Here is a 26,115-nt window from a genome sequence, read left to right on the forward strand (position 1 = left end):
ACACAATAAAAACAGTGGAATTTGGAAAATTATAAGCGATAGGCACATTTATTGTGAAATATTCATAAAAAGCGAGCGAGATTTTTGTGAGCGAAGACAGGCAGAAATTTAAATTAACGGTTGAACTTTTTGCAAAAATGATGTAAAATATAACCATATCTTAAATAAGCTTAGTTGGTTTGTATATGAGCATTACTCTGCGCAGGGCAGAGGATACAGAAGGACTTGTTGCAGTGCTACTGTAATTGTTGAATAATTTAATTTTTCGATTATCTTTATGCTCATATCTCTCGAACTACAGGATAACTGCGGTAAAGAGATAGTGAGCTTTTGTTATATTTAATCCCTTTATTATAGTCGAGGGATAATGGTAACTGAGCAAAATAATCTAAAGGAGAGATGTTAGAAGTGACAAAAAAAGCAAAGACGCATGGCTTCTTAGGCAGGCTTTCGGCATTTTTGATGGCTGCCATATTATTGCTTTCAGTTTTTGTGCCAATGTCAATTTCAACAGTTGAGGTTGGTGCGGCGGCAAGCGCTACTGTGAGCGGCGGTGAAAAATTTACAATACACCTTGACAGCTCAGCGGCAAGCTACTGGAGGGATCCAATGCAGGTGCGCTTTGTTGACAGTACAGGGGCAACAAAGGCGACTGTGTCTGTTTCTGCTCCGGCATCAGGCGGTTCTGTTGTTGTTACTGCTCCGGCTGAGGCTGCGGGAGCAACAGGTATTGTAGTTGAAAACCTTGATTCAACAAAGACTGCAATTAAAACAGAAATTGACCAAAAAGTAGCGGCAGCTCCTGCCGGTAAAACGCTTGTTTTGTATGATAATACCTCTTCAAACTGGGGTCAGGTCAACTACTACGTTTGGAACAACACATCCAGCGGTACAGATAAAGAAGCTAATTGGCCGGGCAATAAGATAACTACTACGCTTTCAGGCAACAGCAAAATATATTATACATATGTAGACGCCGGCAGATATCCGAACATTATCTTTAGCAACAACGGTGCTTCTCAGACAGATGACCTGCAAACACCTACCGGCGCAAGTAATCTTTACAATTCAGCGGTTAGTAAATGGACAGAATATACAGCCGTTGTAAACTCTGCTTCGCTTTCTGTAGCTAACAGAGCTGCTGATGGTAAAAACCACCTTTACCTAACAGGTGAGAAAACAGCAAAATGGAGTAAATACGGTGATACAATAGAGCTTACCACAATTTACTTTAAGCCGACAGCGAATTGGACAAATGCGTATGTTACATATGATGGTGACGATCCGTACAGAACAACCGTTCGTATGACAAAATATGAAAACGGCGACGCTGATATACCTCTTATTTTTACAGCACAGGTTCCTGTTGGCGCTAAGCTTACTTTCACAGATGCACAAACTAACCCATCTTATTCTGTAAGCAACGTAATTTATGATGGCGATACAACACACTGTGCCTATATTCAGGCAGACAGACAGTGGGATACACTCGAAAAAGCGTTGAGAAAGAGTTCAACAAATGTTGATTACACGGTTGGAACTAATAATTTCGCCACAGCCACTGCCTCCGGTGGCGGAGATAAAGTTATCGGCGTAAAGGCAACTTACTTTGACTATCTATCAAATAATGAAATAAGTTCAGGATGGCGAAAGAATTTGCAGTCGTTTAATTATGACGCATCGTACCGTAGCCAATTATCCAAGTTTAATGATCTTATTAACGAACAAGCTAAAGCAAATACCGCTTGGCGCTATCCTCTCTATTTTGGTGATGACTTCGATAGTTCCTATTATATAAACGGCTACTACAACTCGCTAAAAGACAGCAGGACAATCACGGAACAGCTTTTCTACGCAGCGAACAACTCGGGCGGTCTTACAGGTGACTGGGATAAAGGTACAGATGATGAGAGAAGCCGAAGTGTATTGGGACTTGTTGATAGTCAACTAAGCAGTGGTAATCTTACGGTCGGCGGCGGCGCACTGAATGCTCCGTGGTTTAATAACGACCTGCTAAAGCCGAACGATTCAGGCGGTGGCTCAGAGCCGGCGACAGTGCAAATTGTTTGGGGTAAAAAACAAAGCGGTGGCAATTGGTGCTATAAAATAGCGATACCAAAAGCAGCGGCAGCGTGTAAATATAACAAAAATAATAATAACTGGTCTAATGAAATTAATCTTAGCAGTGTGGGAGATGGCACAGTTTACAAAACAAAAGGAGGAACATTTAACAACACATCGTCATATCCGGAGTTTAGCGATGGATCTAAAGGCGGATTCACCAGAGACTCTAACTATTACTACCTTGTTATTGAAGATGATGATAACTGGACAGCCGGCGATGGGGTATACGTTCATTATTGGAATAACGATAATCCTTCGGTAAATACAACTTCGCCGGGAATAAAGCTTGTTGATGGTATTACATCCACCGGCGGCGCAACAACAGCCGAAACCCAATACGCTAAAATCGTAGATTCTTACTTCCCGTTTGTTGCTAATACAGACGAAACCACAGGTGTTACAACCTATTCCTTCAATTCGTCTAATCCTACTGACGGACAACAATCTTGGGATAATGTTTATTTTGATTGGGATAGTGCTGGAAGTCCAACAAAGATAAATTACAGCTCGGATGCGTCAAAAGCAATACAAAACCAAAATACTGGTAATAAGAAGTACGGTATTTTCCCGTTCAATACAGCAAACGGATACGGCGGATACAATGAAACCGGTCGTGACTATGGCTATGGCATTAAAATGGAGATGCAATTTACTCTTCCAATGAACGGCGTTTACGGCGACGGCAGTGGAGGAGTGAGTGGGCCGACCCAAATCACATGGAAAGATGGAAAATATTATAAAATAGCTATTCCAAAAGATAATACGGATTTCCAAATTAATCCGGGAAATAATACTTCAGAGCACAATTTTACATTATCGGACATTCAAGGAAAGATATACAAAACTGATGGAACAAATTATACTGCTACCAACCAAACTTCCCTTGGTAATCCCGGTTCATATTCCGATGACAATTATTATTATGTTGTAATAGATAATAGTAATAGTTGGAGTAAAATATGTGTCTATTACTGGGGTGGTACCGGAAATTCATGGCCTGGCACTGAGGTCACCGGTGATATAAAGTATGCAGATAGTGCTACTCAAACAAGTAACAACCACGCAATGTTCAACTACTCCGGAGACGATGACCTTTGGGTATTCGTTGACGGTCAGCTTGTTCTTGACCTCGGCGGCGCTCATACGCCGACAACGGGCAGCATTGATTTTGGTTATGGCACAAACCAAGTTCGCTCTACTGCAAATAAGGCTTATTATGAGCTGAACACAGGCAGCGGAAAGAACACCGATGTAGCTAAAAACGGTGCATCAGTTGAAAAGACTTTTAATATCAACAACACTGACCCGTCAAGAAAGCACACAATGACTGTTTTCTATATGGAACGTGGTTTGAACGACTCTAACCTCAGCGTTTCATATTCTATTCAGCCTATTGAGAACGAGTTGTTTGTGGATAAGGTGATTCAGGTTCCGCAAATTAATTCCGGTCTTGAGACTGCTGTTGAAGATGCACTTGCAAACGCCGAGTATGGCTTTACGCTCAATCATGCGGGCAGTGCTTACGGCAACAAGACATATGCCTTGACAAAGGCTGACAAAACAAAGGAAACAAAAACCACAACTTCAAGCGGTGGCTTTGCTCTTAAGCAAAACGAAAGGGCATATTTCGGCAAGGAATTGAAGTATAACGACTCTATAAGCGTCAGCGAGGGTACACCGGGACTGTTTGCTTATGATACATATCTGACGGTTGTAGATAACAAGACGGATAATAAGCTTGTTGAAAGGACAAAAGCCGCTTCAAAGACATTTAACTTGGTTAACCTCGTAAACGGCACAGGCGATGAGAATGAAGGCGCATCAGTATCAGTAGACTATGAGAACATTCTGAAAACCGCCAACCTTACTCTTGATAAGAACTTGTTGACAGAGCAAGGTACGGAAAGTGAGAACAAAGTTCCGTTTGAATTTACTGTTGAGCTTGACCTCGATGGTGACGGAGATAAATACTCATATCAAACCTATGACCTTGAGTACCGTGTACCGGCAGGAACCTTTACTGCACAGGGTGGTAAGCTTTCAATTCGTCCTGACCAGACAGCGACAATTATGAATATTCCGGTCGGCGCAAAGTACAGAATTTCTGAAACTGCTAAGGCAGGATATGAGCTGAATAGCATAACAGGCGCAACTTCCATAAGCGGCTCTGCTGCAATCGGCACAATCAGCAATAGTGGTTCAGGCGTAACATTTACTAATAAAGAAAAGCCGGCAAGCTCTGGCTTGCGTGCGCAAAAGACTCTTGACGGCCAGCTTTATTCAGGCAGCGACTTTAGCTTTAATGCGCAGCTTGTAGATGTTAGAAATATAGACGGCGGTACAAAAACTCAAACTGAGCTGAATGCTCTTAAAGAAGAAAAGGCATATAACAACTCAAAATCAGTTGTTGCAGAGGACGGTTATGTAACCTTTGCTGATTTCTCTGTTCTTCCAAGTGATCAGTACGTAGCAAAATACATCTTTAAAATTACAGAGGATCCAACAGCTTCCGAATCACCGTATAATTATGATAGTACTGCTTATTATGCAGTAATTGAGGTTATAGCGGGTTCTGTTAAAGCTCCTGTCTACTATACAAATTCTGCTTGCACAACCTTGGTAGGAGTTGACGGCAAAACTGCCCCGACCTTTGAAAACTTCACCAAGGGCGTTGATGTCCAGTTTACTAAGGTCGACCAAAACGGCGTAGGAATTGACGGCGTTCAGTTTAAAATCTATACGGACGAAGCTTGCACAGCTGAGAATCAGTATAAAACAAACGGCGTTGGTGCTGCTATTGGCGATAATGGAACAGTAACATCGGCGGGTGGCGGCATTGTTAAGGTTGAGAAAATGGCTTACTCAACAACTGCGGCAACAACGTATTACTTTGTGGAAACTAAAACAGTAAACGGCAAGCAGCTCCTTGCTAACCCTGTTGTTGTTACTATTGCAACCGACGGCACGTATACGGTTTCCTATAACGGCGTAACACTTACTGATAAAAAGGTAGTAAATGTTGACCAGCCGGATCTCCCCAATGCAGGTGCAGTGGGCGTTACAATGCTGTATGTATTCGGCTCGATAGCTGTAATCGGTGCAGGCACAGCATACGTTCTCTATCGCAGGAAGAGTAATCTTATTGCTCTTGCAAAGCAGATGTTGCACCGCAGATAAGTGGCGATAAAGAATTAACTAAGTAATGCAAAATATCTTTTCCGGCGGCATAGCTGCCGGAGGGATTTTGCATAACCGCCGAGATAATCGGCTTATAACAACGTTTTTAATTTTTCGTGGAAATTAAAATATTATTTATTTTTAAAGAAAGGGTGATTTCTAAAATGAAAATCACAAAGAAAATCACGAGTATTGTGCTTGCTCTCTTGCTCGCAGTTTCTGCTTTAGCAGGTCTTGCAATCACAGTAAACGCAGCTGACCCGACAGGAACATTTACTTTGGATATTACAAAGTATGATGTTAAGGGCGACGGCTCAAACTACGATGTAGTTACTGGTACAGACAGTACTTTAACAGGTACTACTGCTGACGCACCTTCAGGTAAGACTCCTTTAGCCGGCGTTAAGTTCACAATGGCTAAGGTTGCTGACTGGAACGCAGCTGCTCCTTCATTAGAAGATGCTGCTGCAATATATCTTGATGAAGCTACACCAAAGATTGAGTCTGCTGCAACAGATGTAAACGGTCACACAACAATTCAAACAACAGATCCTGGTATCTATTGTGTTGTTGAAACAACATCTCCGGCTGCTGTTACATTAAGACAAGCATTCCTTGTATCTCTTCCGATGACTTCGGCTGACGGTCAATCACTGCTTAACACAGTTTATGTTTACCCGAAGAACCTCACAACACTTGCAGGCGCAAAGCTTACAAAAACAATGAACCAGGCTGCTTATGACAACACAAACGTAAAAGTAGCTCCTGTATTTAAGCTCTATGCAGGTACAGATGCAACAGGCACACTTATTGCAACATACACACTTGCAACCTCTACTGTTCCTGCAACAGCAGTAAAGAACACTACCGATGAAAAATACACAACAGTTACTGTTGGTGTTAAAGACGGTGTAATGGCTGTTGACGGCCTTCCGACAAACGATAATGACGGAGCCACAGCTAATTACTGCTGGGTTGAGGCATCAGGAATTACTTTAACAGATGACACTGTATTGCCTGTTAACTCAACACCAATCCCATTCCAGGTTGTTAATAACGCTAACTCAACAATTGTAACAAACGCAAGTGCAGATAACTTTGGTACATTCACATATGGCAATGGTACTGCTGCTGCACATGCTGCAACTCTTGACAACTCAACAACACCAACTATCCTTAAGACAGTTGATAAGGCAACAGCAGGTATGGGCGAAACAGTAACTTGGACAATTTCTCCGTCTGTTCCGGCAGATATTAATACATATAAGACATATAAAGTAACTGATAATGTTCCTTCTACACTTGATATTGATTCTGCAACAGTTAAGCTTGATGGCACTGAGTATACCGGTGTTACACCTTCAATTGGTAACGGTTATGTTACTGTTGATTTTGCAGGTAAGTTTGCTGAGCTCAAGGGTAAAGTTCTTACAATTGAAATTGCAACTCATATTAATGAGAGAGCTGTACCGAACACTGATATTGAAAATACAGCATCACTTGAATTTAAGAATAGCTTTGATGTTACAGGTACTCCAAGCGCAACTGCTAAGACTGTAACAGGCGGTTTCAGCATTATTAAGAAAGCTGATTCTGAAACAGGTACAGCAATGGCAGATGTTGAGTTTTTGCTTCAGACAGCTGATGGTAAAAATGTAAAGGTTACTCCTGTTGCAGGTGGTGGAGTACAGCCTCTTGCTGCTTATCCTACAGCGGGTTATTATGCAGCTGATGTTTCAGCAACAGATGTAACCGATGAAGATGCAACAGTTAAGACAAATTCAGATGGTAAGATTTTTGTTAAAGGTCTTGCTCAGGGCACAACTTATCAGCTCGTTGAGATAAAGACAAACACAGGCTATCAGCTTCTTACAGATGCTAAAACTGTTAACATTACACCTACAACTTATGCAGAAGCAGGCGATTACACAATTGTAAACGTTAAGCAGCCTGACCTCCCGCTCACCGGTGGTATGGGTACAATCATCTTCACAATTGTTGGTGTTGCTCTCATCGGCGGCGCAGCATTCTTATTCATTCGTTCAAGAAAGTCTAAGAAAGAGGAAGCTTGATTTGTAATTTAAGATTATAAATCGGATAATTAAAAATCTAATATTGTCGCTTTGCGGCTTGCGGCAGACAGGGGATTTTTCCCCTGTCTGTTTTGCAAATTATTATGATAATAATAGCCGAGACTCAACCATATGTGTGACTGTAAAATGGCTTAACAAGCAACAAACGATTATATTAGATAGCGACAAATAAAATTTTGTTGCTACTCATTAAGCTTATCCGGCGGAGATCTATTTTGAACATATAATCCGCAGTCATTATGATATGTGTGCACTGTGTGAATATATAAAACTATCAGATTAAACGGCATAATAAGTAAACCGTAAAGCTTCATTTAATTAATTTTGAGGTATAATATGAAAACCAAAAAAACAACCGCATCATCTAAATCTACAAAATCAAAAAAGTCATCTCGTACAACTAAAATCATTGCCTGTTTATTACTTATTGGCGGTGTGTGCGTGCTGTTTTATCCTGCTTTGGGAAATGTTATATCCTATTTTCAGCAGATAAGCGTTGTCGCAGAATATGAACAGCAGGTTGCTAAGCTAACTAAAACAGAAGTGCGCCTTCAAAAGGAGCTTGCTATTGAATACAATAAAACACTTGGGCAAGTCACATTGCAGGACCCTTTTGAAAACGCATCTGACTCAAAGGACGAAACCGAGCCTACTGAGGAGGATAAGACCGTAGACGAGTACTACCAAATGCTCAGCTTGAATGACGAACATATGATGGGCTTTATAAAAATCCCTGAAATTACGCTGACCTGCCCAATCTATCACGGTGCAACAGAGGCTCAGCTTCAAAAAGGAGTTGGGCATTTAAAGGGAACATCACTGCCTGTTGGCGGCACAGGAACACACTGCGTTTTAACGGGCCACACAGGGGTACCGGGAAATATGCTGTTTACCGACCTTGAAAAGCTGAATATCGGAGATAAGTTTTACCTTCATATTCTCGATGAGGTTTTGGCTTATCAGATTGACCAGATAGAGGTTGTCGAGCCACACGATACAAGGCAGCTGCAAATTGACCGTGACAAGGACCTGTGTACGCTCGTGACCTGTACCCCTTACGGTATTAATTCTCACAGACTTCTTGTGCGAGGAGCAAGAGTTGAATATATGCCCGGTGAGGACGATTATGAATCCGGTACAATCAAAACTACCGACGCTGAGGGCAATGTTGTTACAAAGCGAGTTGACGGCGGCAGTGACGAGGTGAACTTAGCGGGTATAAAAATTCCTAAGTGGGTAATTTGGACTATGATTCCGATTGGAGCGTTGATTGTTTTACTCATTGCTGTTATAATAATCAGAAGAAGTTTGCGTAAAAGACGCATAGCGGAGGGGAAGGCTGATGAAGGAGAAGAAGAAGAAAACAGCACAGACAACGCAGAAAAAGAGGATGCCGAAAAGTAAAAAGCTGCTGATAATGTCAGTTGCACTTTTGGTTGCGGGTCTTGGCGTGTTCTTCTATCCCGGAATTGCAAAGCTTATTACCGATGCTCAGCAAAGCGCAGTTATAGACGAATTCAATCATAATCTCGACAGCATTGGTAATCCCACAGTGCCGGAGAATGATGATGAAGCTTCCGAAACACCTCTAATGAATGAAGAAGAAGCGAAAAATAACAAGCATTATGACCCAAGGTTGCTTGCAAAGCTTTACAGCGATATCCGTAAGTACAACAATGATATTTACACCTCAGGACAGACTCTCTTAGACCCCTTCTGCTACTCACAGGAGAGCTTTGATTTGGCTCAGTACAGCGTGTATGATTACGTTTTCGGTTATATCACTGCTCCGAGCATTGACTTGAATCTGCCAATTTACCTTGGCGCAAGCGACTATAATATGTGGAATGGCGCAGCACAGATGACGGGCACATCAATTCCCATAGGCGGCAAAAATACAAACGCTGTTATAGCAGGGCACAGAGGAGTCATAAACAAGACGCTGTTTGACAATATTGTTTTTCTAAACGAGGGTGACTCGGTTTTCGTTAAGAATCTGTGGGAGAAGCTTGAATATAAGGTTGTAAAAACCGAGGTTATTTTACCAAGCGAGTCTGACAAGGTGAAAATCCAAAAAGGCAAGGATATGCTAACGCTGATAACCTGCCACCCATACGGCTATTCTGATTATCGCTATGTAGTCTACTGCGAACGGGCATAGAGGCATTGATGAATGTTTTTTGTCTTAATATCAAACACAAACCCGCCGAACAATCGCTGTTCGGCGGGTTTTATATTACGTAAATATCTCTTTTAAGCCTCTATACCGTCAACCTTGTCGTCCTCGAAATAAATCTTGTACCATACAAGGAAGATGTAAATTGTCCATACCTTGCGGCTGTTGTCCTCCTTGAGCTGATAATGCTCGTCAAGGAAGCCAATGAGCATTTCTGAGTTGAAGAACTTCTTAGCTGTGGCGGAGTTAAACATATCCTTGACAATGTTGTAGTATTTCTCGTCCTTAAGCCACTCTCTTGTCGGAACAGGGAAGCCGAGTTTCTTTTTCTGAGCTGTTTCCGGCGGCAGATGGCGCATTGCGGCTTGGCGCATAGCATACTTGGTGTTATGCTTGTTTACTCTGAGCCTTGTCGGGATTGTGGAGGCTACCTTGAATACCTCCTTGTCAAGAAACGGAACTCTAAGCTCAAGCGAGTTAGCCATGCTCATTCTGTCTGCCTTAAGCAGAATATCGCCTACCATCCACATATTGATGTCAAGGTACTGCATCTTTGTTTCGTCGTCGTAGCCCTTAGCACGCTTGTAGTATTTACGGCAGCGCTTAGCAGGGTTTGTTGCAATTGACGGGTCCTTCAGAATTTGTCTTTTCTCTTCAAGGTCATACATATATGCATTTCCAATAAATCTTTCCTCAAGCGGGTGTGTTGCTCTGATAAGGTAATCTCTGCCCTTAATGTCCGGCAGCTTTTTCATCAGTTTGCATATTGCTTTTCTGATTGAGTATGGAACAATTTTCTGATATACCTTAAACACTCTTGGGTCATTGTAGCAGGTGTAGCCGCCAAACAGCTCGTCGGCACCCTCGCCCGAAAGAACAACCTTAACGTGCTCGCTTGCAAGCTTTGAAACGAAGTATAAAGCAATGCACGAAGGGTCTGCAAGCGGCTGGTCCATATGGTACTGAACCTTTTTAACGCTGCCCCAGAATTCTTCAGAACCAATAAGCTTTGAATAATGGTCAACGCCGATTTTTTTTGACAGGTTTTCAGCCCAGCTGATTTCGTTATATCTCTTGCCAAAGTCAAAGCCAACAGTAAAGGTCTTTTGGTCTGCAAAATAGGTTGAAACATAGCTTGAGTCAACACCGCTTGAAAGGAAACAGCCAACCTCAACGTCACTTATTTTGTGTGCGTTTACCGAGTTTTCAAATACCTTTTCAATTCTGTCAACTGCCTCTTCCTCTGTAAGACTCTCGTCCGGATTAAAGCGAGCCTCCCAGTAACGCTCGGTTGTTATCTCGCCGTTTTTGTACCAAAGGTAATGTCCCGGCAGCAGGCAGTATACACCCTCAAAGAAGGTTTCAGGCGGTACTGCGTATTGAAATGAAAGGTAGTTGTCGAGCGTTCTGTAATTAAACTTTTTTTCAAATTCAGGGAACTGCAAAATGCTTTTAATCTCAGAAGCATATATGAAATGGTCGCCAACCTGTGTGTAGTGAAGCGGTTTTATGCCAAAGAAATCTCTTGCAATAAATAAGGAGTGGTCAACCGTGTTGTAGATTGCAAAGCCGAACATTCCCCTGAGCTTGTCCAAAACCTTTTCCTGCCACTGCTCAAAGCCATGAAGAATAACCTCGGTGTCGGCATTTGTTGAGAAGGTGTGTCCAAGCTCAATAAGCTCTTTCCTTATCTCCTTGTAGTTGTAAATCTCACCATTAAAGTTTATGACTAAAGTCTTGTCCTCGTTAAAAATAGGCTGATGACCTGCGTCAAGGTCAATAATGCTCAGTCTGCGGAAGCCCATTGATACATAATCGTCCTTATAAAATCCGTCGCTGTCAGGGCCTCTGTGGGTAATAACCCTCGCCATATTTTCTATTACGTTATCTCTGTCAACAATCTGACCCGTAAATCCGCATATTCCACACATAATATCCGCTCCTTACTGCGTTGTTATCTGTAAATTAATTATCACACTATCTATACCGCATTATTTTAACACAATATAAAAAACCTTTCAAGTTTATTGAAAGGTTTTAATTGACAAGCTTTGGCTCTATTTAAAAAATAATATGTAAAATTTTTCAAATGTCCTATAATGTTTCCGACAAAACAGAAAAGACTCAATCCTTGCGGAAGATTGAGCCTTTTCTTACTTTTAGTTTGAGGGGTACATTGAGGAGGGTAGAACATTTGTACTCTGACGGTGCGGCTCCGTCCTTTTGAGTACGGTTAAAGTATAGAATTTAATTGTTAATACGCTATTAATAAAAGGTTAAGATTGAAAGAAAGATTTGTGAATAATTCTAAGAATATCGGTGGGTTGATTATAGTGAAATGTTTTATGCGGAAAATGGGAATTTAGCTAAAAAACTCAACGGGCGAAAAGCACACTCGATTAAAGTTAGAGCGAGAGGGAATATGGCAAGTAACCCGATATATGAAACCTAAATGCAAAGGAATAAGACTGAACCCCTCCGTCAGAGCCTGCGGTACTGCCACAGCTATTTAAACAAGGAGGATATTCTCTGCTAAACACTAATTTACAGGTTCTTTGCGCTCTTTACTTTCATTATTTATTGTGATAAAATCTTATACAGAAACGTGAAATGAGGAAAGTAAATGGGAGAGAAGATTGTTATTAAGGTCGGCACCTCGACCCTTACATATGAAAACGGCAGGCTTAACCTGCGCCGTATGGAGAATTTATGTAAAATACTGTGCGATTTGCAGAACAGAGGAAACAAGGTTTTGCTTGTTAGCTCCGGCGCCATAGGCGTTGGAATGGGCAAGCTGTCGCTTCCGAACAGACCAAAGGACACAAAACAGCTTCAGGCTCTTGCGGCTGTCGGACAGTGCGAGCTGATGTTTATGTATGATAAGTTCTTTGGCGAGTACAACCACACTGTTGCTCAGATTCTGCTGACAAAGCACGTTGTAGAAACACAGCACAAGCAGAACAATGTTATTAATACTGTTGAAACTCTGTTTGATATGAACATACTTCCAATAGTAAATGAAAATGATACCGTAGCTATTGATGAGCTTCCGGGCGATAATTTTGGCGATAACGATATGCTTTCCGCAATGGTTGCCTCAATGATTAAGGCGGATAGACTTATTATACTGTCGGACATTGACGGTCTTTACGATAGAAACCCGAAGGAGTTTGCCGACGCAAGGCTGATAACGGAAATTCCGAAAATTGATGATAAAATATTTGAAATGGCGGCGGACGGAGCAGGCTCTAACAGAGGGACAGGCGGAATGAAAACAAAGCTGAGTGCGGCTCTGCACGCAACAAACGCAGGAATAACGTGCAGCATAGTAAACGGCTCAAGACCTGAAAATCTTTACGATTTGATTGATAATAAGTGTGTGGGCACAACCTTTGCTCCGCAAAAGTAAGCGTAAAAATTAGCGAAAGGATGATATAGATGACCATACTCGAACAAATGGGCGCAAATGCAAAAGTGGCAAGCCGTATACTTGCCGTTGCAGGAAAAAAGAAGGATGATGCACTTTTAGCTATTGCAAATGCCCTGAGAAACGAAAGAGAGGCTATAAAGGCGGCTAATGCCGTTGATATTGAAAACGGCAGAAAAGCAGGCTTGTCTGAGTCTTTAATCGACAGACTTATGCTGACAGACGCAAGAATAGACGGCATGGCTCTTGGCTGTGAGCAGGTTGCCGCACTGCCTGACCCAATTGGCGAAATACTCAGCGGCAAGGTGCTTGCAAACGGACTTGAGCTTAGAAAGGTACGTGTACCGATGGGTGTTATCGGCATTATCTTTGAGGCTCGTCCGAATGTTACGGCAGACGCAGCGGCACTGTGCCTTAAGGCAGGCAGCGCTGTTATTTTAAGAGGCGGCAAGGAGGCTATAAACTCAAACAAGAGTATAGCCGCAATAATGAGAGGCGCAGTTAAGTCGACAGGCTTACCTGAGGATGCAATTCAGCTTGTTGAGGACACAAACCGTCAGTCATCAATTGAGATGATGGGCTTAAGCGATTATCTTGATGTGCTTATTCCAAGAGGCGGAGCAGGACTGATAAGGGCTGTTGTTGAGAATTCAAAGGTTCCGGTCATAGAAACAGGCGTTGGCAACTGCCACGTTTATGTTGACGAAAGTGCAAATATTGAAATGGCGGCTGATATTATTTTCAACGCAAAGACGTCTCGTCCGTCAGTGTGCAACGCTATTGAAACAGTATTGGTTCACAGTGCTGTTGCTGAAAAAGCTCTGCCGATTATCAAAGCAAGGCTTGATGAAAAGGGTGTTGAAATTCACGGATGTGAAAAAACAAGGGAAATCCTTGGCGACAGCGTTATTTTGGCGACTGAGGACGACTGGTACACCGAGTATCTTGACTTAAAGCTTGCAATCAGGGTTGTTGACAGTCTGAACGAAGCAATGGACCATATTGCAAAATATTCAAGCGGTCACAGTGAATGTATTGTGACCGAGAATTACGAGAATTCCAGGATATTTACCGCAGGAGTTGACAGTGCGGCTGTGTATGTAAACGCTTCAACCCGCTTTACAGACGGCGGCGAGTTCGGCTTGGGCGCAGAAATTGGCATTTCAACCCAGAAGCTTCACGCAAGAGGTCCTATGGGTCTTAACGAGCTTACCTCGATGAAGTTCATTATTAACGGCAACGGACAGGTAAGATAAGCTTTTAGTCTTATGCGGCGCAGTAATGCGGTATGGCGCATATGCTGTAATATGCTTGTTGTATTGATAGTGTGAGTTTGAAAGGAGTTTGCTTTTTGTTATGAACAGCAAAGAAAACAAGATGGATAAGCTTGTTGGCGTTATGCTGGAAAGCTATGACAAATATGAGATAACAAGCCGTATTGACGCTGACAATATAATTAATAAAGAAATAGTTATGAAGGTGCTTGAGGAGATAAGAAAGCTCCTTTTCCCGGGTTACTTCGATACCGACAAGGTAAGCTCGGAGTATATAAAGTTCCTTGTGGGGCAAAGGCTTGAGTTTGTTCAGAGTCACCTGAAAAAACAGATTGCCAAGGCTCTTGGAAATCGTGAGGTATGCGAGGATTGCGGACGTTCTCTTGTTATGAAAGAGGCGCAGGAGATTGTTGATAAATTCCTTCTAAGGCTTCCGGTGCTGCGTGATTATCTAAGTACTGATATTCAAGCCGCCTTTGACGGCGACCCTGCCGCATACAGCACCGACGAGGTAATTTTCTCTTACCCCGGTGTATTTGCCGTTACCGTTTACAGAATAGCGCATGAGCTTTTGCTGCTTGGTGTTCCTATGATACCGAGAATGATGACAGAATATGCACACAGCATTACGGGTATAGATATTCACCCCGGAGCTACAATAGGAAAGTATTTCTTTATCGACCACGGAACGGGAATTGTAATCGGCGAAACAACAATTATCGGTGACAACGTTAAGATTTATCAGGGTGTTACCCTTGGTGCGCTGTCAACAAGAAAGGGACAGCAGCTTAAAGGCGTAAAAAGACACCCGACAATCGGCGACAACGTAACAATTTATTCGGGAACGACAATTCTCGGCGGAGAAACAGTAATCGGAAACGGCGCAACAATCGGCGGCAATGCGTTTATTGTAAATTCCGTATCAGAGGGAATGAAGGTAAGCGTTAAAAACCCTGAATTGCAGTTTAGTTTCAGCCGACCGAAGGACGCTGAAAACGGTGAGTTTTGGGACTGGGTAATATAAACTTGATACAGAATAAAATTTACGGGTCATCACGAACGATGACCCGTTTTTTGTCGCATTATTCGCTGCCCCGAAAGGCACTGCTTGTTATATCATTGATTATCTCACCTGCTATAATTAGACCGACAACTGAAGGTACAAACGCTGTGCTGCCCGGAGTTTGGCGGCGTTTTATGTGTGTGCTTTCCTCTAATGTACACTCGCTGTCTGTTTCTGTATCATCAATAGGTGTAAGCGGCTTTTCTTTGGAATAAACCACCTTCAGCCGTTTGATTCCTCGTTTTTTAAGCTCGTTTCGCATAACTCTTGCAAGAGGGCAAACCGAGGTTTTGAAAATGTCGCTGACCTCAAAGGCTGTGGGGTCAAGCTTGTTGCCTGCGCCCATTGAGCTTATTATCGGCACTCCGGCTTTAGCGGCTTGCATTACAAGCTCTATCTTGCCTGTTACGGTGTCGATAGCGTCAACTATATAGTCATACTGAGTAAAGTCGAATTGTGAGGAGGTTTCGGGGGTGTAGAATGTCTTGTATGTTTTTACAACTGCATCAGGGTTGATGTCTGCAATCCGCTCAGCGGCTACGTCAACCTTGTAGCGACCGATTGTTTTGGTTGTTGCGTAAATCTGGCGGTTTATGTTTGAGGGGCATACCTTGTCATCGTCAATCAAATCAACGGCTCCTATGCCGCTTCTGACAAGCGCCTCAACGGTATAGCCGCCAACACCGCCTATGCCAAACACCGCAACCCTTGATTGCCTGAGCCTGTCCATTGCTTCTTTTCCGTATAGAAGCTGCGTCCTTGAAAATAGATTCATAGCCATCCTCCGAATATAAATAATTATCACTTGCACAATACCTATAAGATTAGTGAGTATAATACTCTGAAAACCTTGCTTTGTCAAGGTGTTAATGCGGAGTAACAAAACTTTAGAAAAGGTGTTGACAGAACAAAAATATGATGATATAATCAATGCATACTAAACGAGTAGGAAATATAGGATATATAGGAATTGGCTTAGGGGGTTATGTAATGAATGTATTATTTACAACCTTGCTGAGAAGAAATTTCAGAAACGGGCGAATGTGCGGCTGATTTATAATCGGCTTAATATGCCGAACTGATGCAAACTGTTAAAATGTATTAAATTCTGAAATTGAAACGAGGTAAATATAATGAGCAAATTAAACGAGAGAAAATTACATTTTGAAACATTGCAGCTTCACGTAGGACAGGAAAGCGCCGACCCGGTAACAGACGCAAGAGCAGTTCCGATTTATGCGACTACCTCTTACGTTTTCCACAACAGCGAGCATGCGGCAGACCGCTTTGCTCTTCGTGACGCAGGAAATATCTATGGCAGACTTACAAACCCTACCCAGGACGTTTTCGAGCGTAGAATAGCGGCTCTTGAGGGCGGCTCGGCGGCTCTTGCGGTTGCATCGGGTGCGGCGGCTGTATCTTATACAATACAGGCTCTTGCTAAGGCAGGCGACAACATTGTAGCCGCTAAGACAATCTACGGCGGCACATATAACCTGCTTGAGCATACTCTTCCGGATTACGGAATTACAACAACATTTGTTGACCCTGATGAGGACGGCGCATTTGAAAATGCAATAAAGGAAAACACAAAGGCACTCTACATTGAAACACTCGGCAATCCGAACTCAAATATTATTGATATCAAAAAAGTTGCTGATATTGCACACGCACACAACATTCCGCTTGTTGTTGACAGCACATTTGCAACACCTTATCTTTTAAGACCTATTGAGTACGGCGCAGATATTGTTGTTCACTCTGCTACAAAGTTCATTGGCGGTCACGGCACTGCTATCGGCGGCGTTATCATCGAAAGCGGCAAGTTTGATTGGGCGGCATCCGGCAAATTCCCACAGTTTAGCGAGCCAAACCCGTCATATCACGGCGCAGTATTCACTGCTGCGGCTCCGGGTGCAGCAGCGGTGACTTATATCAGAGCAATCCTGCTTAGAGATACAGGCGCAACGATTTCGCCGTTCCACGCATTTATCTTCCTTCAGGGTCTTGAAACACTTTCACTGAGAGTTGAGCGACACGCTGAAAACACAAAAAAGGTTGTTGAGTTTCTTGCGAATCATCCGCAGGTTGAAAGCGTAAACCACCCGTCACTGCCAAGCTCACCGTATAAGGCTCTTTATGACGAGTATTTTCCAAACGGCGGCGGCTCAATCTTTACTTTTGAGATAAAGGGTAACGAGGAAACAGCCAAGAAGTTTATTGATAACTTACAGGTGTTCTCGCTGCTTGCAAATGTTGCCGACGTTAAGTCGCTTGCAATTCATCCGGCTTCAACAACACATTCTCAGCTCAATGAGTCTGAGCTTGCCGAGCAAGGTATAAAGCCGAACACGATAAGACTTTCAATTGGCACAGAGCATATTGATGATATTCTTTTTGACCTGCAAGAGGCATTTGACGCAGTAAAATAATAACGCTGTTACTCTTTTTCCTGTATATTTCACAATAATAAGAACAGCTCCCTTGATATATACAGTCAGGGGAGCTGTTTTGATAGAAAAGATATGGGGCTGCCACTAATGACTTTGCTCATTTGTGGCAGCCCCTTTCTGTGAAAAGTTTGCTTATTTTACGTTCTTCTTAACCTCGTCGCCTCTTGCGGTTATTACACAGTTTGATAGATTGAACGAGCCTCTGCCGCTTGTTGTATCGTCTGAAAGGCTTGTACCGATTTTACCCTCAACCTCAAGGTAGTCGCCGTCCTTGATGGAATCGTCTGCGTCCTTAAGGCTGATTATGTACTTAATTCCGTTGTTTGTGAGGGTTACGGTTGCAATCCGGTAGCCGTTGTAGTTTTGGCATTTATAGCTTGACGCTTTGCCGCAAATCTTAAATTTAGTGCCTGCAATTGAGCGGAAAAAGCTGTTGAGTGTTTCCATATCAACTGAGGTTGCGTCTTTGCTCTTGTCAAGCTCCTTTGTTATGTCCTGCATTTTTGCGGTAAGGTCTGACGCTGTGCTTTGGCTTGTATTGCTGTTTTCGTTTGAGCTGTTTTCGCTTGAGCTGTTGCCGTTTGAGCAGCCTGCCATTGCGCTGACAACCAGCAAAGCACCAATCAAAAGTGCGGTTATTCTTTTCTTCATTATACATCCTCTGTTTTTTTTAATTTTTTAATAAGGTTATTTATTATGGCTATTATAGCACATTATCAGAAAAAATGAATCAGTAAAACCCAAATATTTTAAAAATACCTAAAAAGATATCTTTATTGCAAAAACTCATTCGTTTTTTCGTTTATCGCTTCAATATCGGGCGTGACAATTTGCTTTGCGTTTACGTCGTACTTATTTTTCATTGCGAGTATTCGCAAAACTGCATCGTCAAGTCTTTCCTCGCTCAGCTCTCCGCTGTTTACTGCCGATATGATTGCGTCAATAGTGTTGTTGGCGTTTTCATACTCAAAGCAAACAAGCAACATATCGCAGCCTGCGTTAAGTGCCTTTACCGCTGCTTGGTCGGCTGTGTATTGTTCTGATATTGCGCCCATTGTCAAATCATCGGTGAATACAACTCCGTCAAAGCCAAGCTCGCCCTTGAGCAGGTCTGTGACAATTGCCTTTGAGAGGCTCGCAGGATTGTCAGGGTCAAGCTCGCTGCACAGAATATGAGCCGCCATAATTCCCGGAATATCGTTTTCTATCGCCGACTTGAACGGCTTAAGCTCCATTTGCTCAAGCTCAGCCTTTGTTTTTGTTACAACGGGCAGACTGTTGTGAGAGTCAACGTCTGTGTCGCCGTGACCTGGAAAGTGCTTTGCAACGGCTATTGTTCCTGTTGACATAATGCCCTTGAGTGCTTCAATACCGTATGTGCATACCTCGTCTGCGGTTGTGCCGTATGCACGGTCGCCGATAACTGTGTTGTCCGGATTTGACCATATATCAAGAACAGGTGAGAAGCCTGTGAACAGACCGAAGGCTTTTATCTGATTGCCAAGATTTTGTCCGGCTCGGTTTGCATATTCTGCGCTTCCTTGTTGTGCTATTGAATACGCAGACGGCATACTAAGAACATTGTCGGGCAGTCTTGTAACACGTCCGCCCTCTTCGTCCATTGCGGTAATAATCGGGATTTCGTCTGAGCAGGCTTTTATTTGATTTGTAAGATTAACAAGCTGGGCTGAGTCTGTTATATTTGCACTGAATAGAATAGCTCCGCCGATGCCTCGCTGTGCAAGCGCTTTAAACTCATCATCAACCTCAGTGCCTGAAAGTCCGGCTACAATCGTTTGAGCTGCCTTTTGCTCAAGGGTCATTTTTTCAAGGATTATTTCCTCGGCACTTTGTGTTGGTGCTTCGGTTGGAGCTTCAATCGGAGCGTTAAAAGGTTTGCTTTCTTCACTGCCGCTGCAAATAGAGCAGGATGTCAAAGAGAGTGTCAGCGCAATTAATACTGCTGATATTGTGGGTTTTATAATGTGTTTCTTCATTTGCGTCTCCTTATGATATGGTTTGTGCAAAGCCGACTATTGCCGACATTGTTATAATAGAAAAGATTGTTGACAGAGAAACAAGGTTCACTGATACGGCAACCGATTTGTTGAATTTGGTTGCAAACATTGTTGTTGTTGCCGCCACAGGCGCAGATGCAGCGATAACTGTGGAAAGCAGGAGCGTTCCTCTTATTCCGCACAGGTAGAGAATAGCAAGGCTCAGTATAGGTATTACTACAAGACGGAGTGCTATTGCAAGATATGACTTTTTATCGCACAAAGCATCCTTAATGCTCGACTTGTAAAGGTAGTATCCGATAACGAGCATAGGCAGAGGTGTGTTGAGGTCAGACAAAAGGCTTATCGGTGCCATTACTATGTCAGGCAGCTTTACTGAAAGCAGGAAGAATGTAAGACCAATAAGCACACCCATTATTCCGGGGTTGAGCGCAAGCTTTTTGATTGAAAGCTGTTTTTTGTCGCCGCTCATAGCGACAAGACCGTATGTCCATACCATTATATTGAACACAGCGACAAACGCTCCGCCGTAGAAAACTCCTTCACTGCCGAGAAGCGCTTCCTCAAGGGGCAGACACATAAAGCCGCAGTTAGAAAAAATGACTGAAAACCGCAGAACCGTTTCCCGTGACTTATCCTTGTCATGTATAGCAAGCTTTGCTATTAATATAGAAATAATATGCACGGCAAATGCAGCAATAACAACTATTGCAAGATTAAAAAGCATAGACGGGTCAAATTCTCGTTGGAATGCTTCAATCATAAGGCAGGGTGTTACGGCGTATAACACAATATTTGTTATGCACTGAGCGCCATCCTCTTTAATAAGCTTTGTCTTGCCGCAGATGAAGCCGACTGCAATCAGTATAAAAATGATAAGCACCTGCTGACCTACGGTAAGAAAATTTTGCAGCATAAAATCACTTTTCCTTTTTCCAAATTTTTTAAACATCAATAATTGTATTATTTGCAAAACAGGGACAGCCTACGCTGCCCCGTTAAGTAATTTGTATTTACTTTTCTGCTTAGCAGCTGCCGCCGCCGTTGTCGTTTGTGTATGGGTTGCCGTAGCTTGTCTCAGCTCCGCCATAAGGACTTGAGTACGGGTTGCCGTACTGTCCTGTGCTGTTTGGAGACTGGAATCCGTTTTGATACGGGTTGAAGCTGTTGTTGTCAAAATTTGAATAGCCGTCATTGTAGTAGTTTGTCGGCGTCTGCATCGGCGGAAGTGTGCTCATATGGCGCTTTGCACCAAAGGAGGCAATCGCTTTCGATATTGTTGTTACACACTCAAGTGCAGAAGCTACGCAAAAAACTATAAGTACAGCAATCAAAGAAGAAATAATATCGGTCTGTATATTTACACTTGTTCCGTGGTAGTTCGCAGTTGCACTTGCGATATCGGGGTTGCAGATAATCATAATAGTGATAAATATAACAGAAATAGTGGAGATAACCTCGAAGATAGCCGTAATTACGTTCATTACACCTACAAAACTAATTCCCTTAAGCTTTGATTCTCTGTCCTTAAGAATTCCCTTTGCACTAAATGCAAGTCTGACCTTGTTTATGGTATATGCAAGATTAAGACCTACGTAAACAGCCATAACAATGGAATATATTATCATAGTAACGCTTGCAATGTCGGCCGCTGCTTGTGCGGTGTCCGGAACGCTTGAGTAGCGTGAAATATCGGAAAACATAGAGGAGAAAGAAGTAAGAAGAGTCAGATTCATAAAAACAGACAGTGTCGCAAAGCAAGCGCCTATCAAGTTAATTATCGACACAACCTGAAGTATTGTCACTGCACCTGTCGGTTTTTTGCCGCCCCTGCTCCTGAAGTACATAATAATGTAAGGAATGGCCCCAAGCAGAGTCAACGCTACGCTGATGACAACTAAAGCTATAATATATGTTTGTAAAAAGGAACCTATAAAGTTGAATCCTATTCTCTCATTCGGGTCTGACATATATGCGTAATTTTTTAAGCTGTCAAAAAGCGTACCTATTATACTTGAAATAATAATGCCGCCGATTAACACAAGAAGAGCGCTTGTTGATGAAAAAAGACCGATTACAAAGATTATTGGCTTTTTCAGAAATTCGCAAAGATGCGCAGACGGAGAAGATGATGTTTGGGCATATCCGCCATATGCCTGGTTGAATGGGTTCATAATTCATACCTCCATAATGTTATACTACTATATTATAATAAGAACAGAAAAAAAACAAGATGTGATTTGCTGTTGTGAGAATAAAAAATATATTTTGCTATCTATTGTCGAAAATTGAGAGCTAATCTTAGTCAAAGTTGGTTGTTTTGCTTGAAAATAGAAGGGTGTTAGGGTATAATCTTACTATTGAGGTATAAAAATGTATAGTAAATCAAACAAAACAGGAGATGAGGAAGTTGAATATTAACAACATTTATGATCCGAGAAGTACTTTCTACAGAAATCCGATGGGAGCAGTAGAAGAGGGAACCGACATTCACTTTACCATAATACTGCCGAGAAGCCTCGGCTGTTACTGTGCTCAGGTTATGATAAAGAGCGACACACAGCCCGATTTTTCATTCCGCAGTATGTTCTGGTGCGGAATGTACGGCGAGGATCACGAAATGTGGGATTGTCACTTCAAGCCCGACCAAATCGGTCTTTATTGGCATTGCTTCAGACTGAAGACAAACGAGGGCGACAGGTTTGTAAATCCTGCCGGACCGAAGCAGAAGTCGATTATTGAGCGTTCACCGGGAGCAACCTCATGGCAGATTACCTGCTATAAAAAAGGATTTGAAACACCAAAGTGGGCCAGAGGCGGCGTAATGTATCAGATATTCCCTGACAGATTTAATTTTTCGGGCGAGATGAAGAAGAATATATATCCGGATAAAACTTTGCGCAAAACGTGGGGAGAAATGCCGGAATGGAGACCGAACAAAAATGGCGAGATTACAAACTCTGACTTCTTTATGGGCGACCTCAAGGGAATTACACAGAAGCTTGACTATTTGGAGGAGCTGGGCGTAACCTGTATATATCTGAACCCGATTTTTGAGGCGTACTCAAACCACCGCTACGACACAGGTGATTACAGCAAAATCGACCCGATTCTCGGTACAGAGGAGGATTTTAAGGAGCTGTGCGCTGAAGCGAAAAAGCGTGGAATGAGGGTTATAAATGACGGCGTGTTCAGCCACACCGGAAGTGACAGTGTGTATTTCAACCGTTCAGGCAGGTACAATACGCTTGGTGCATACAATTCAAAGGAATCACCATATTACAGTTGGTACAACTTTATTCAGTGGCCTAACCAGTATAATTCTTGGTGGGGTTTCTATACCCTGCCGGAGGTGAACGAGCTTGGCGAAGAGTTTAACGAGTATATAAACGGCGAAAACGGCATTGTTCGCAAATGGATAAAAGCAGGCAACAGCGGCTGGCGTCTTGATGTGGCAGATGAGCTTCCCGATGGCTTTATTGAAAATCTGCGCAATGCTGTTAAGGCGGAGGACCCCGAGGCGATGGTTATAGGCGAGGTTTGGGAGGACGCTTCAACAAAGGAAAGCTACGGCGGAAGAAGAAAATTCCTTCTCGGCAATCAGCTCGACAGCGTTATGAATTACCCGTTCCGTTCGGCAATAATTGACTATGTTATGGGCGCTGACGCAGAGAATATTATGGACAGAATAATGTCAATTGTTGAGAACTACCCGAAGCCTGTTTTGGATGTTCTTATGAATCTTTTAGGCACTCACGATACAGAAAGAATTCTCACCGTAATTGCAGGTGAGCCTATGGGCGGAAATGGCAGAGAATGGCAGGCAAAAACAAAGCTCACGCCTCAGCAGAGAAAAAGAGGAATCAAGCTTTTGAAAATTGCTGTCGGCATCCAGTATACTCTGCCCGGATTCCCGTGCGTGTATTACGGCGACGAGGTTGGAATGGAGGGCTACCGTGACCCATTTAACCGTGGATGCTTCCCTTGGGGAGATGAGGACAAGGATTTGCTCGAATGGTACAAGACTCTTGGCAAAATCAGAAAGAACTGCTCTGCGCTTGACGGCGGTGAAATAGTAAATGCTTTTTCAACAGGAAAGCAGCTTTCGTATATTCGCCACGATAAGGAAACCGCTCTCTTCTGTGCATTTAATACAGACGAGAAGGACGCTGCTATAAACATTCCTCCGGGATACAGAAACGGCACGCCTCTTGCCGGAACAAAAATTGTTGACGGCAAGCTGCTGATTCCTGCTCAGGGCTGTGCCTTCGTGGAGATAACGCATCAATATGTATAAGGGTAAGCAGAAGAAACTCGCTGTAATCAACGATTTTTCCGGTTTCGGCAGATGTTCGCTAACTGTTAGCCTGCCGATAGTTTCATCATTTGGAATACAGTGCTGCTGTCTGCCTACTGCAATTTTTTCAAACCATACTGCTTATGAAAGCTATTTCTTTGATGATTACACTGATAAAATGCAGGAATTCACAAAGAACTGGGAGCTTTTAGAGCTTGGCTTTGATGGAATCTATTCAGGCTTTTTAGGCTCTGCCAAACAGGTTGACATAGTAATTAACTTTATTAGTAGGTTTAAAGGCGAAAATACCCGACTGATTGTTGACCCTGTTATGGGTGATAACGGCGTGCTTTACTCAACCTGTACCGATGAGATGAGAAAAGAGCTTAAAAAGCTTGCGGCTCTGGCGGACATAGTAACGCCGAACCTTACCGAGCTTTGCTTTCTTACCGATACGCCGTACAGCCGTGATTTGTCGAGAGATCAGATTATAAAAATGGCAGCACAGCTTTGTGGGAACGGCTCGAAGAATGTTGTTGTAACCGGAATATCGAAAGACAATGTAATTTCTAACCTTATATATTCGGGGGAAGGTTATTGCTTTGTCAGCTCGCTTAAGCAGGGCATAGAGCGTGCCGGAACGGGCGACGTGTTTTCGTCCGTAGTTGCGGCGGCTGTTGTAAACGGCGAAACACTCAGAGACGCTGTGCTTAAGGCGGTAAGGCTTATTGAAAAAGCGGGAAGAATATCTGACGAGCTTGAAATACCGCCGGAAAACGGCATTTGCTTTGAAAAGCTTATAAAGCTTGATTTATATTAGAAATTAGTTAACCGCCTTAAGCGACCCGACCTCCAAAAGTTAGACCAAAAACTAACTTTTGGAGGTCGTTTTTTGCTGAATGTTAAGACTATGAACAGAACCTGTGCGAGCCAATAACGGTGATAACAGGGCGTGACAATATCCATTTACTTGTTGCGGTATTCGGATTAAAATAGTAAATAGCACCGCCCGTTGGGTCCCAGCCGTTCATAGCGTCCCTTGCGGCACGTTCTGCACTTTGGGCAACGGCCTCATTTACCTGCCCGTCGTTAAGGCATGAGAAAGCTCCGGGTTGATATATAACTCCGGCAAGAGTATTAGGAAAGGACGGGTGTGATATGCGGTTAAGTATGACAGCGCCAACCGCAACCTGACCCTCGTACGGCTCTCCTCGGCTTTCAGCGGATATTATTCGTGCCAGCAGAGCTATTTCGCTTTGGCTGAATTCGCCGTTTCTGTTGTTCTGAGTAATTCCGAGAGCCTTGAGGGTTTTTGCGCCGGCAATTCCGTCAGATGAAAGAGCGTTGTCACGTTGAAAGCTTACAAGTGCTTCTTTGGTGCCGGAGCCAAATATACCGTCAATTTTGCCGTTGTAGTAGCCTAACTCCTGGAGTTTTGTCTGGATAGCTGTGACCTCTTCGCCTTGGATCCCTTGCTTTGATAAGGCAGAAGCAGAAAAAACAGCAAAGAATGAAACTGTAAAGGACAGTAGCAAAAAAATTGCGAGTAGGCGTTTTCTTTTCATTATAATCACCGACCTTAAAAGATATAAAAATTGTTTCTCAAAATGAGAAAATTATACAGGAAAAGAAGCTTAAGAACAGACAAAAGCGGTGTTTACTGCATAATGCAGAGGAATACAAGAAAAAGGTCGAAAAAACAAAAAAATAATGAAAAAAGGCTTGACAATTGAGTTGAGGGTTGATATAATAGTGAAGCTGTCGCAAGAGAGGCGAGAGGGAAAGAGAAAAGCTTGAAAAAAGCATAAAAAATTCCAAAAAAAGTCTTGACAGAAGCGAATGAGAGTGATATAATTAATCTCACTGAGCTTGAGAGATGAGCAGGCCGAGAGCAACACAAAAAGTTGTAAAAAACGGCTTGGGAATCGCAAAATCTTGTGTTCAGAACAGGACCTTGAAAATTAAACAACGCAATCAATTAACCCGTAATTAATTTGAGTTTACTCAAAATTA

Annotated in this window: 17 protein-coding genes; 10 read left to right on the forward strand and 7 right to left on the reverse strand. The window is 42.8% G+C overall.

What is annotated here, in order from left to right; all coding sequences use genetic code 11:
• Positions 1-408 precede the first annotated feature (408 nt).
• The 4 genes from GMA13_RS03180 to GMA13_RS03195 all read left to right on the forward strand — a co-directional run bounded on the left by GMA13_RS03180 (position 409) and on the right by GMA13_RS03195 (position 9,555).
• Positions 409-5,301, forward strand: a complete 4,893-nt coding sequence (locus GMA13_RS03180; protein ID WP_255882893.1) for a starch-binding protein — start codon at positions 409-411, stop codon at positions 5,299-5,301.
• A gap of 164 nt (positions 5,302-5,465) precedes the next feature.
• Positions 5,466-7,373: a SpaH/EbpB family LPXTG-anchored major pilin gene (locus tag GMA13_RS03185; protein WP_255910429.1), complete on the forward strand. Its 1,908-nt coding sequence runs from the start codon at positions 5,466-5,468 to the stop codon at positions 7,371-7,373.
• A gap of 357 nt (positions 7,374-7,730) precedes the next feature.
• Positions 7,731-8,798, forward strand: coding sequence for a class C sortase (locus GMA13_RS03190; protein ID WP_255882895.1), 1,068 nt, complete (start codon positions 7,731-7,733; stop codon positions 8,796-8,798).
• Complete coding sequence (locus tag GMA13_RS03195) at positions 8,737-9,555, forward strand: class C sortase (RefSeq protein ID WP_255882896.1); 819 nt, start codon at positions 8,737-8,739, stop codon at positions 9,553-9,555. The genes GMA13_RS03190 and GMA13_RS03195 overlap by 62 nt, the downstream gene beginning before the upstream one ends.
• Positions 9,556-9,647: 92 nt before the next feature.
• Here the strand turns inward: GMA13_RS03195 and asnB are convergent, their stop codons facing one another.
• A complete protein-coding gene (asnB, locus tag GMA13_RS03200) occupies positions 9,648-11,501 on the reverse strand; it encodes an asparagine synthase (glutamine-hydrolyzing) (protein ID WP_255882897.1) in 1,854 nt (617 codons plus the stop codon).
• A 692-nt stretch (positions 11,502-12,193) separates the two neighbouring features.
• Here asnB and proB point away from each other — a divergent pair.
• The 3 genes from proB (at position 12,194) to epsC (ending at position 15,295) form a co-directional block, all read left to right on the forward strand.
• The gene (proB, locus tag GMA13_RS03205) at positions 12,194-12,979 is read left to right on the forward strand and encodes a glutamate 5-kinase (protein WP_255882898.1); all 786 of its coding nucleotides are present in this window, start codon (positions 12,194-12,196) and stop codon (positions 12,977-12,979) included.
• A 29-nt stretch (positions 12,980-13,008) separates the two neighbouring features.
• A complete protein-coding gene (locus tag GMA13_RS03210; protein WP_255882899.1) occupies positions 13,009-14,253 on the forward strand; it encodes a glutamate-5-semialdehyde dehydrogenase in 1,245 nt (414 codons plus the stop codon).
• Between the two features lie 100 nt (positions 14,254-14,353).
• Positions 14,354-15,295: a serine O-acetyltransferase EpsC gene (epsC, locus tag GMA13_RS03215; RefSeq protein WP_255882900.1), complete on the forward strand. Its 942-nt coding sequence runs from the start codon at positions 14,354-14,356 to the stop codon at positions 15,293-15,295.
• Positions 15,296-15,353: 58 nt separating this feature from the next.
• Here the strand turns inward: epsC and GMA13_RS03220 are convergent, their stop codons facing one another.
• Positions 15,354-16,109 (reverse strand): ThiF family adenylyltransferase, encoded by a 756-nt coding sequence (locus GMA13_RS03220; protein WP_255882901.1) that lies wholly within the window; start codon positions 16,107-16,109, stop codon positions 15,354-15,356.
• 358 nt (positions 16,110-16,467) lie between these two features.
• On the opposite strand from GMA13_RS03220, the gene GMA13_RS03225 reads away from it, so the two are divergent.
• Positions 16,468-17,766, forward strand: a complete 1,299-nt coding sequence (locus GMA13_RS03225; RefSeq protein ID WP_255882902.1) for an O-acetylhomoserine aminocarboxypropyltransferase/cysteine synthase family protein — start codon at positions 16,468-16,470, stop codon at positions 17,764-17,766.
• 153 nt (positions 17,767-17,919) lie between these two features.
• Here the strand turns inward: GMA13_RS03225 and GMA13_RS03230 are convergent, their stop codons facing one another.
• From GMA13_RS03230 to GMA13_RS03245, 4 genes are all read right to left on the reverse strand, one after another.
• A complete protein-coding gene (locus GMA13_RS03230; RefSeq protein WP_255882903.1) occupies positions 17,920-18,438 on the reverse strand; it encodes a hypothetical protein in 519 nt (172 codons plus the stop codon).
• A gap of 122 nt (positions 18,439-18,560) precedes the next feature.
• The gene (gene nagZ / locus GMA13_RS03235; protein ID WP_255882904.1) at positions 18,561-19,784 is read right to left on the reverse strand and encodes a beta-N-acetylhexosaminidase; all 1,224 of its coding nucleotides are present in this window, start codon (positions 19,782-19,784) and stop codon (positions 18,561-18,563) included.
• A 10-nt stretch (positions 19,785-19,794) separates the two neighbouring features.
• Entirely contained in the window at positions 19,795-20,721 is a 927-nt protein-coding gene (locus GMA13_RS03240; RefSeq protein WP_255882905.1) for an AEC family transporter, read from the reverse strand.
• A gap of 109 nt (positions 20,722-20,830) precedes the next feature.
• Positions 20,831-21,979: a hypothetical protein gene (locus GMA13_RS03245; protein ID WP_255882906.1), complete on the reverse strand. Its 1,149-nt coding sequence runs from the start codon at positions 21,977-21,979 to the stop codon at positions 20,831-20,833.
• A gap of 236 nt (positions 21,980-22,215) precedes the next feature.
• On the opposite strand from GMA13_RS03245, the gene GMA13_RS03250 reads away from it, so the two are divergent.
• Positions 22,216-24,102: a glycoside hydrolase family 13 protein gene (locus GMA13_RS03250; RefSeq protein ID WP_255882907.1), complete on the forward strand. Its 1,887-nt coding sequence runs from the start codon at positions 22,216-22,218 to the stop codon at positions 24,100-24,102.
• Complete coding sequence (locus GMA13_RS03255) at positions 24,095-24,922, forward strand: pyridoxamine kinase (protein WP_255882908.1); 828 nt, start codon at positions 24,095-24,097, stop codon at positions 24,920-24,922. The genes GMA13_RS03250 and GMA13_RS03255 overlap by 8 nt, the downstream gene beginning before the upstream one ends.
• A gap of 88 nt (positions 24,923-25,010) precedes the next feature.
• On the opposite strand, the gene sleB is transcribed toward GMA13_RS03255, so the two are convergent.
• Positions 25,011-25,667: a spore cortex-lytic enzyme gene (gene sleB / locus GMA13_RS03260; RefSeq protein ID WP_255882909.1), complete on the reverse strand. Its 657-nt coding sequence runs from the start codon at positions 25,665-25,667 to the stop codon at positions 25,011-25,013.
• Positions 25,668-26,115 lie beyond the last annotated feature (448 nt).

This window comes from Ruminococcus sp. zg-924 (assembly GCF_024433635.1).
GTDB lineage: Bacteria > Bacillota > Clostridia > Oscillospirales > Acutalibacteraceae > UBA7067.

What these genes read in the sequence shown, in the direction of transcription:
- GMA13_RS03185 (WP_255910429.1), top strand. Translation starts at nt 5,466, where the DNA reads ATGAAAATCACAAAGAAAATCACGAGTATTGTGCTTGCTCTCTTGCTC.
- GMA13_RS03190 (WP_255882895.1), top strand. Translation starts at nt 7,731, where the DNA reads ATGAAAACCAAAAAAACAACCGCATCATCTAAATCTACAAAATCAAAA.
- GMA13_RS03195 (WP_255882896.1), top strand. Translation starts at nt 8,737, where the DNA reads ATGAAGGAGAAGAAGAAGAAAACAGCACAGACAACGCAGAAAAAGAGG.
- asnB (WP_255882897.1), bottom strand. Translation starts at nt 11,501, where the DNA reads ATGTGTGGAATATGCGGATTTACGGGTCAGATTGTTGACAGAGATAAC.
- proB (WP_255882898.1), top strand. Translation starts at nt 12,194, where the DNA reads ATGGGAGAGAAGATTGTTATTAAGGTCGGCACCTCGACCCTTACATAT.
- GMA13_RS03210 (WP_255882899.1), top strand. Translation starts at nt 13,009, where the DNA reads ATGACCATACTCGAACAAATGGGCGCAAATGCAAAAGTGGCAAGCCGT.
- epsC (WP_255882900.1), top strand. Translation starts at nt 14,354, where the DNA reads ATGAACAGCAAAGAAAACAAGATGGATAAGCTTGTTGGCGTTATGCTG.
- GMA13_RS03220 (WP_255882901.1), bottom strand. Translation starts at nt 16,109, where the DNA reads ATGAATCTATTTTCAAGGACGCAGCTTCTATACGGAAAAGAAGCAATG.
- GMA13_RS03225 (WP_255882902.1), top strand. Translation starts at nt 16,468, where the DNA reads ATGAGCAAATTAAACGAGAGAAAATTACATTTTGAAACATTGCAGCTT.
- GMA13_RS03230 (WP_255882903.1), bottom strand. Translation starts at nt 18,438, where the DNA reads ATGAAGAAAAGAATAACCGCACTTTTGATTGGTGCTTTGCTGGTTGTC.
- nagZ (WP_255882904.1), bottom strand. Translation starts at nt 19,784, where the DNA reads ATGAAGAAACACATTATAAAACCCACAATATCAGCAGTATTAATTGCG.
- GMA13_RS03240 (WP_255882905.1), bottom strand. Translation starts at nt 20,721, where the DNA reads ATGCTGCAAAATTTTCTTACCGTAGGTCAGCAGGTGCTTATCATTTTT.
- GMA13_RS03245 (WP_255882906.1), bottom strand. Translation starts at nt 21,979, where the DNA reads ATGAACCCATTCAACCAGGCATATGGCGGATATGCCCAAACATCATCT.
- GMA13_RS03255 (WP_255882908.1), top strand. Translation starts at nt 24,095, where the DNA reads ATGTATAAGGGTAAGCAGAAGAAACTCGCTGTAATCAACGATTTTTCC.
- sleB (WP_255882909.1), bottom strand. Translation starts at nt 25,667, where the DNA reads ATGAAAAGAAAACGCCTACTCGCAATTTTTTTGCTACTGTCCTTTACA.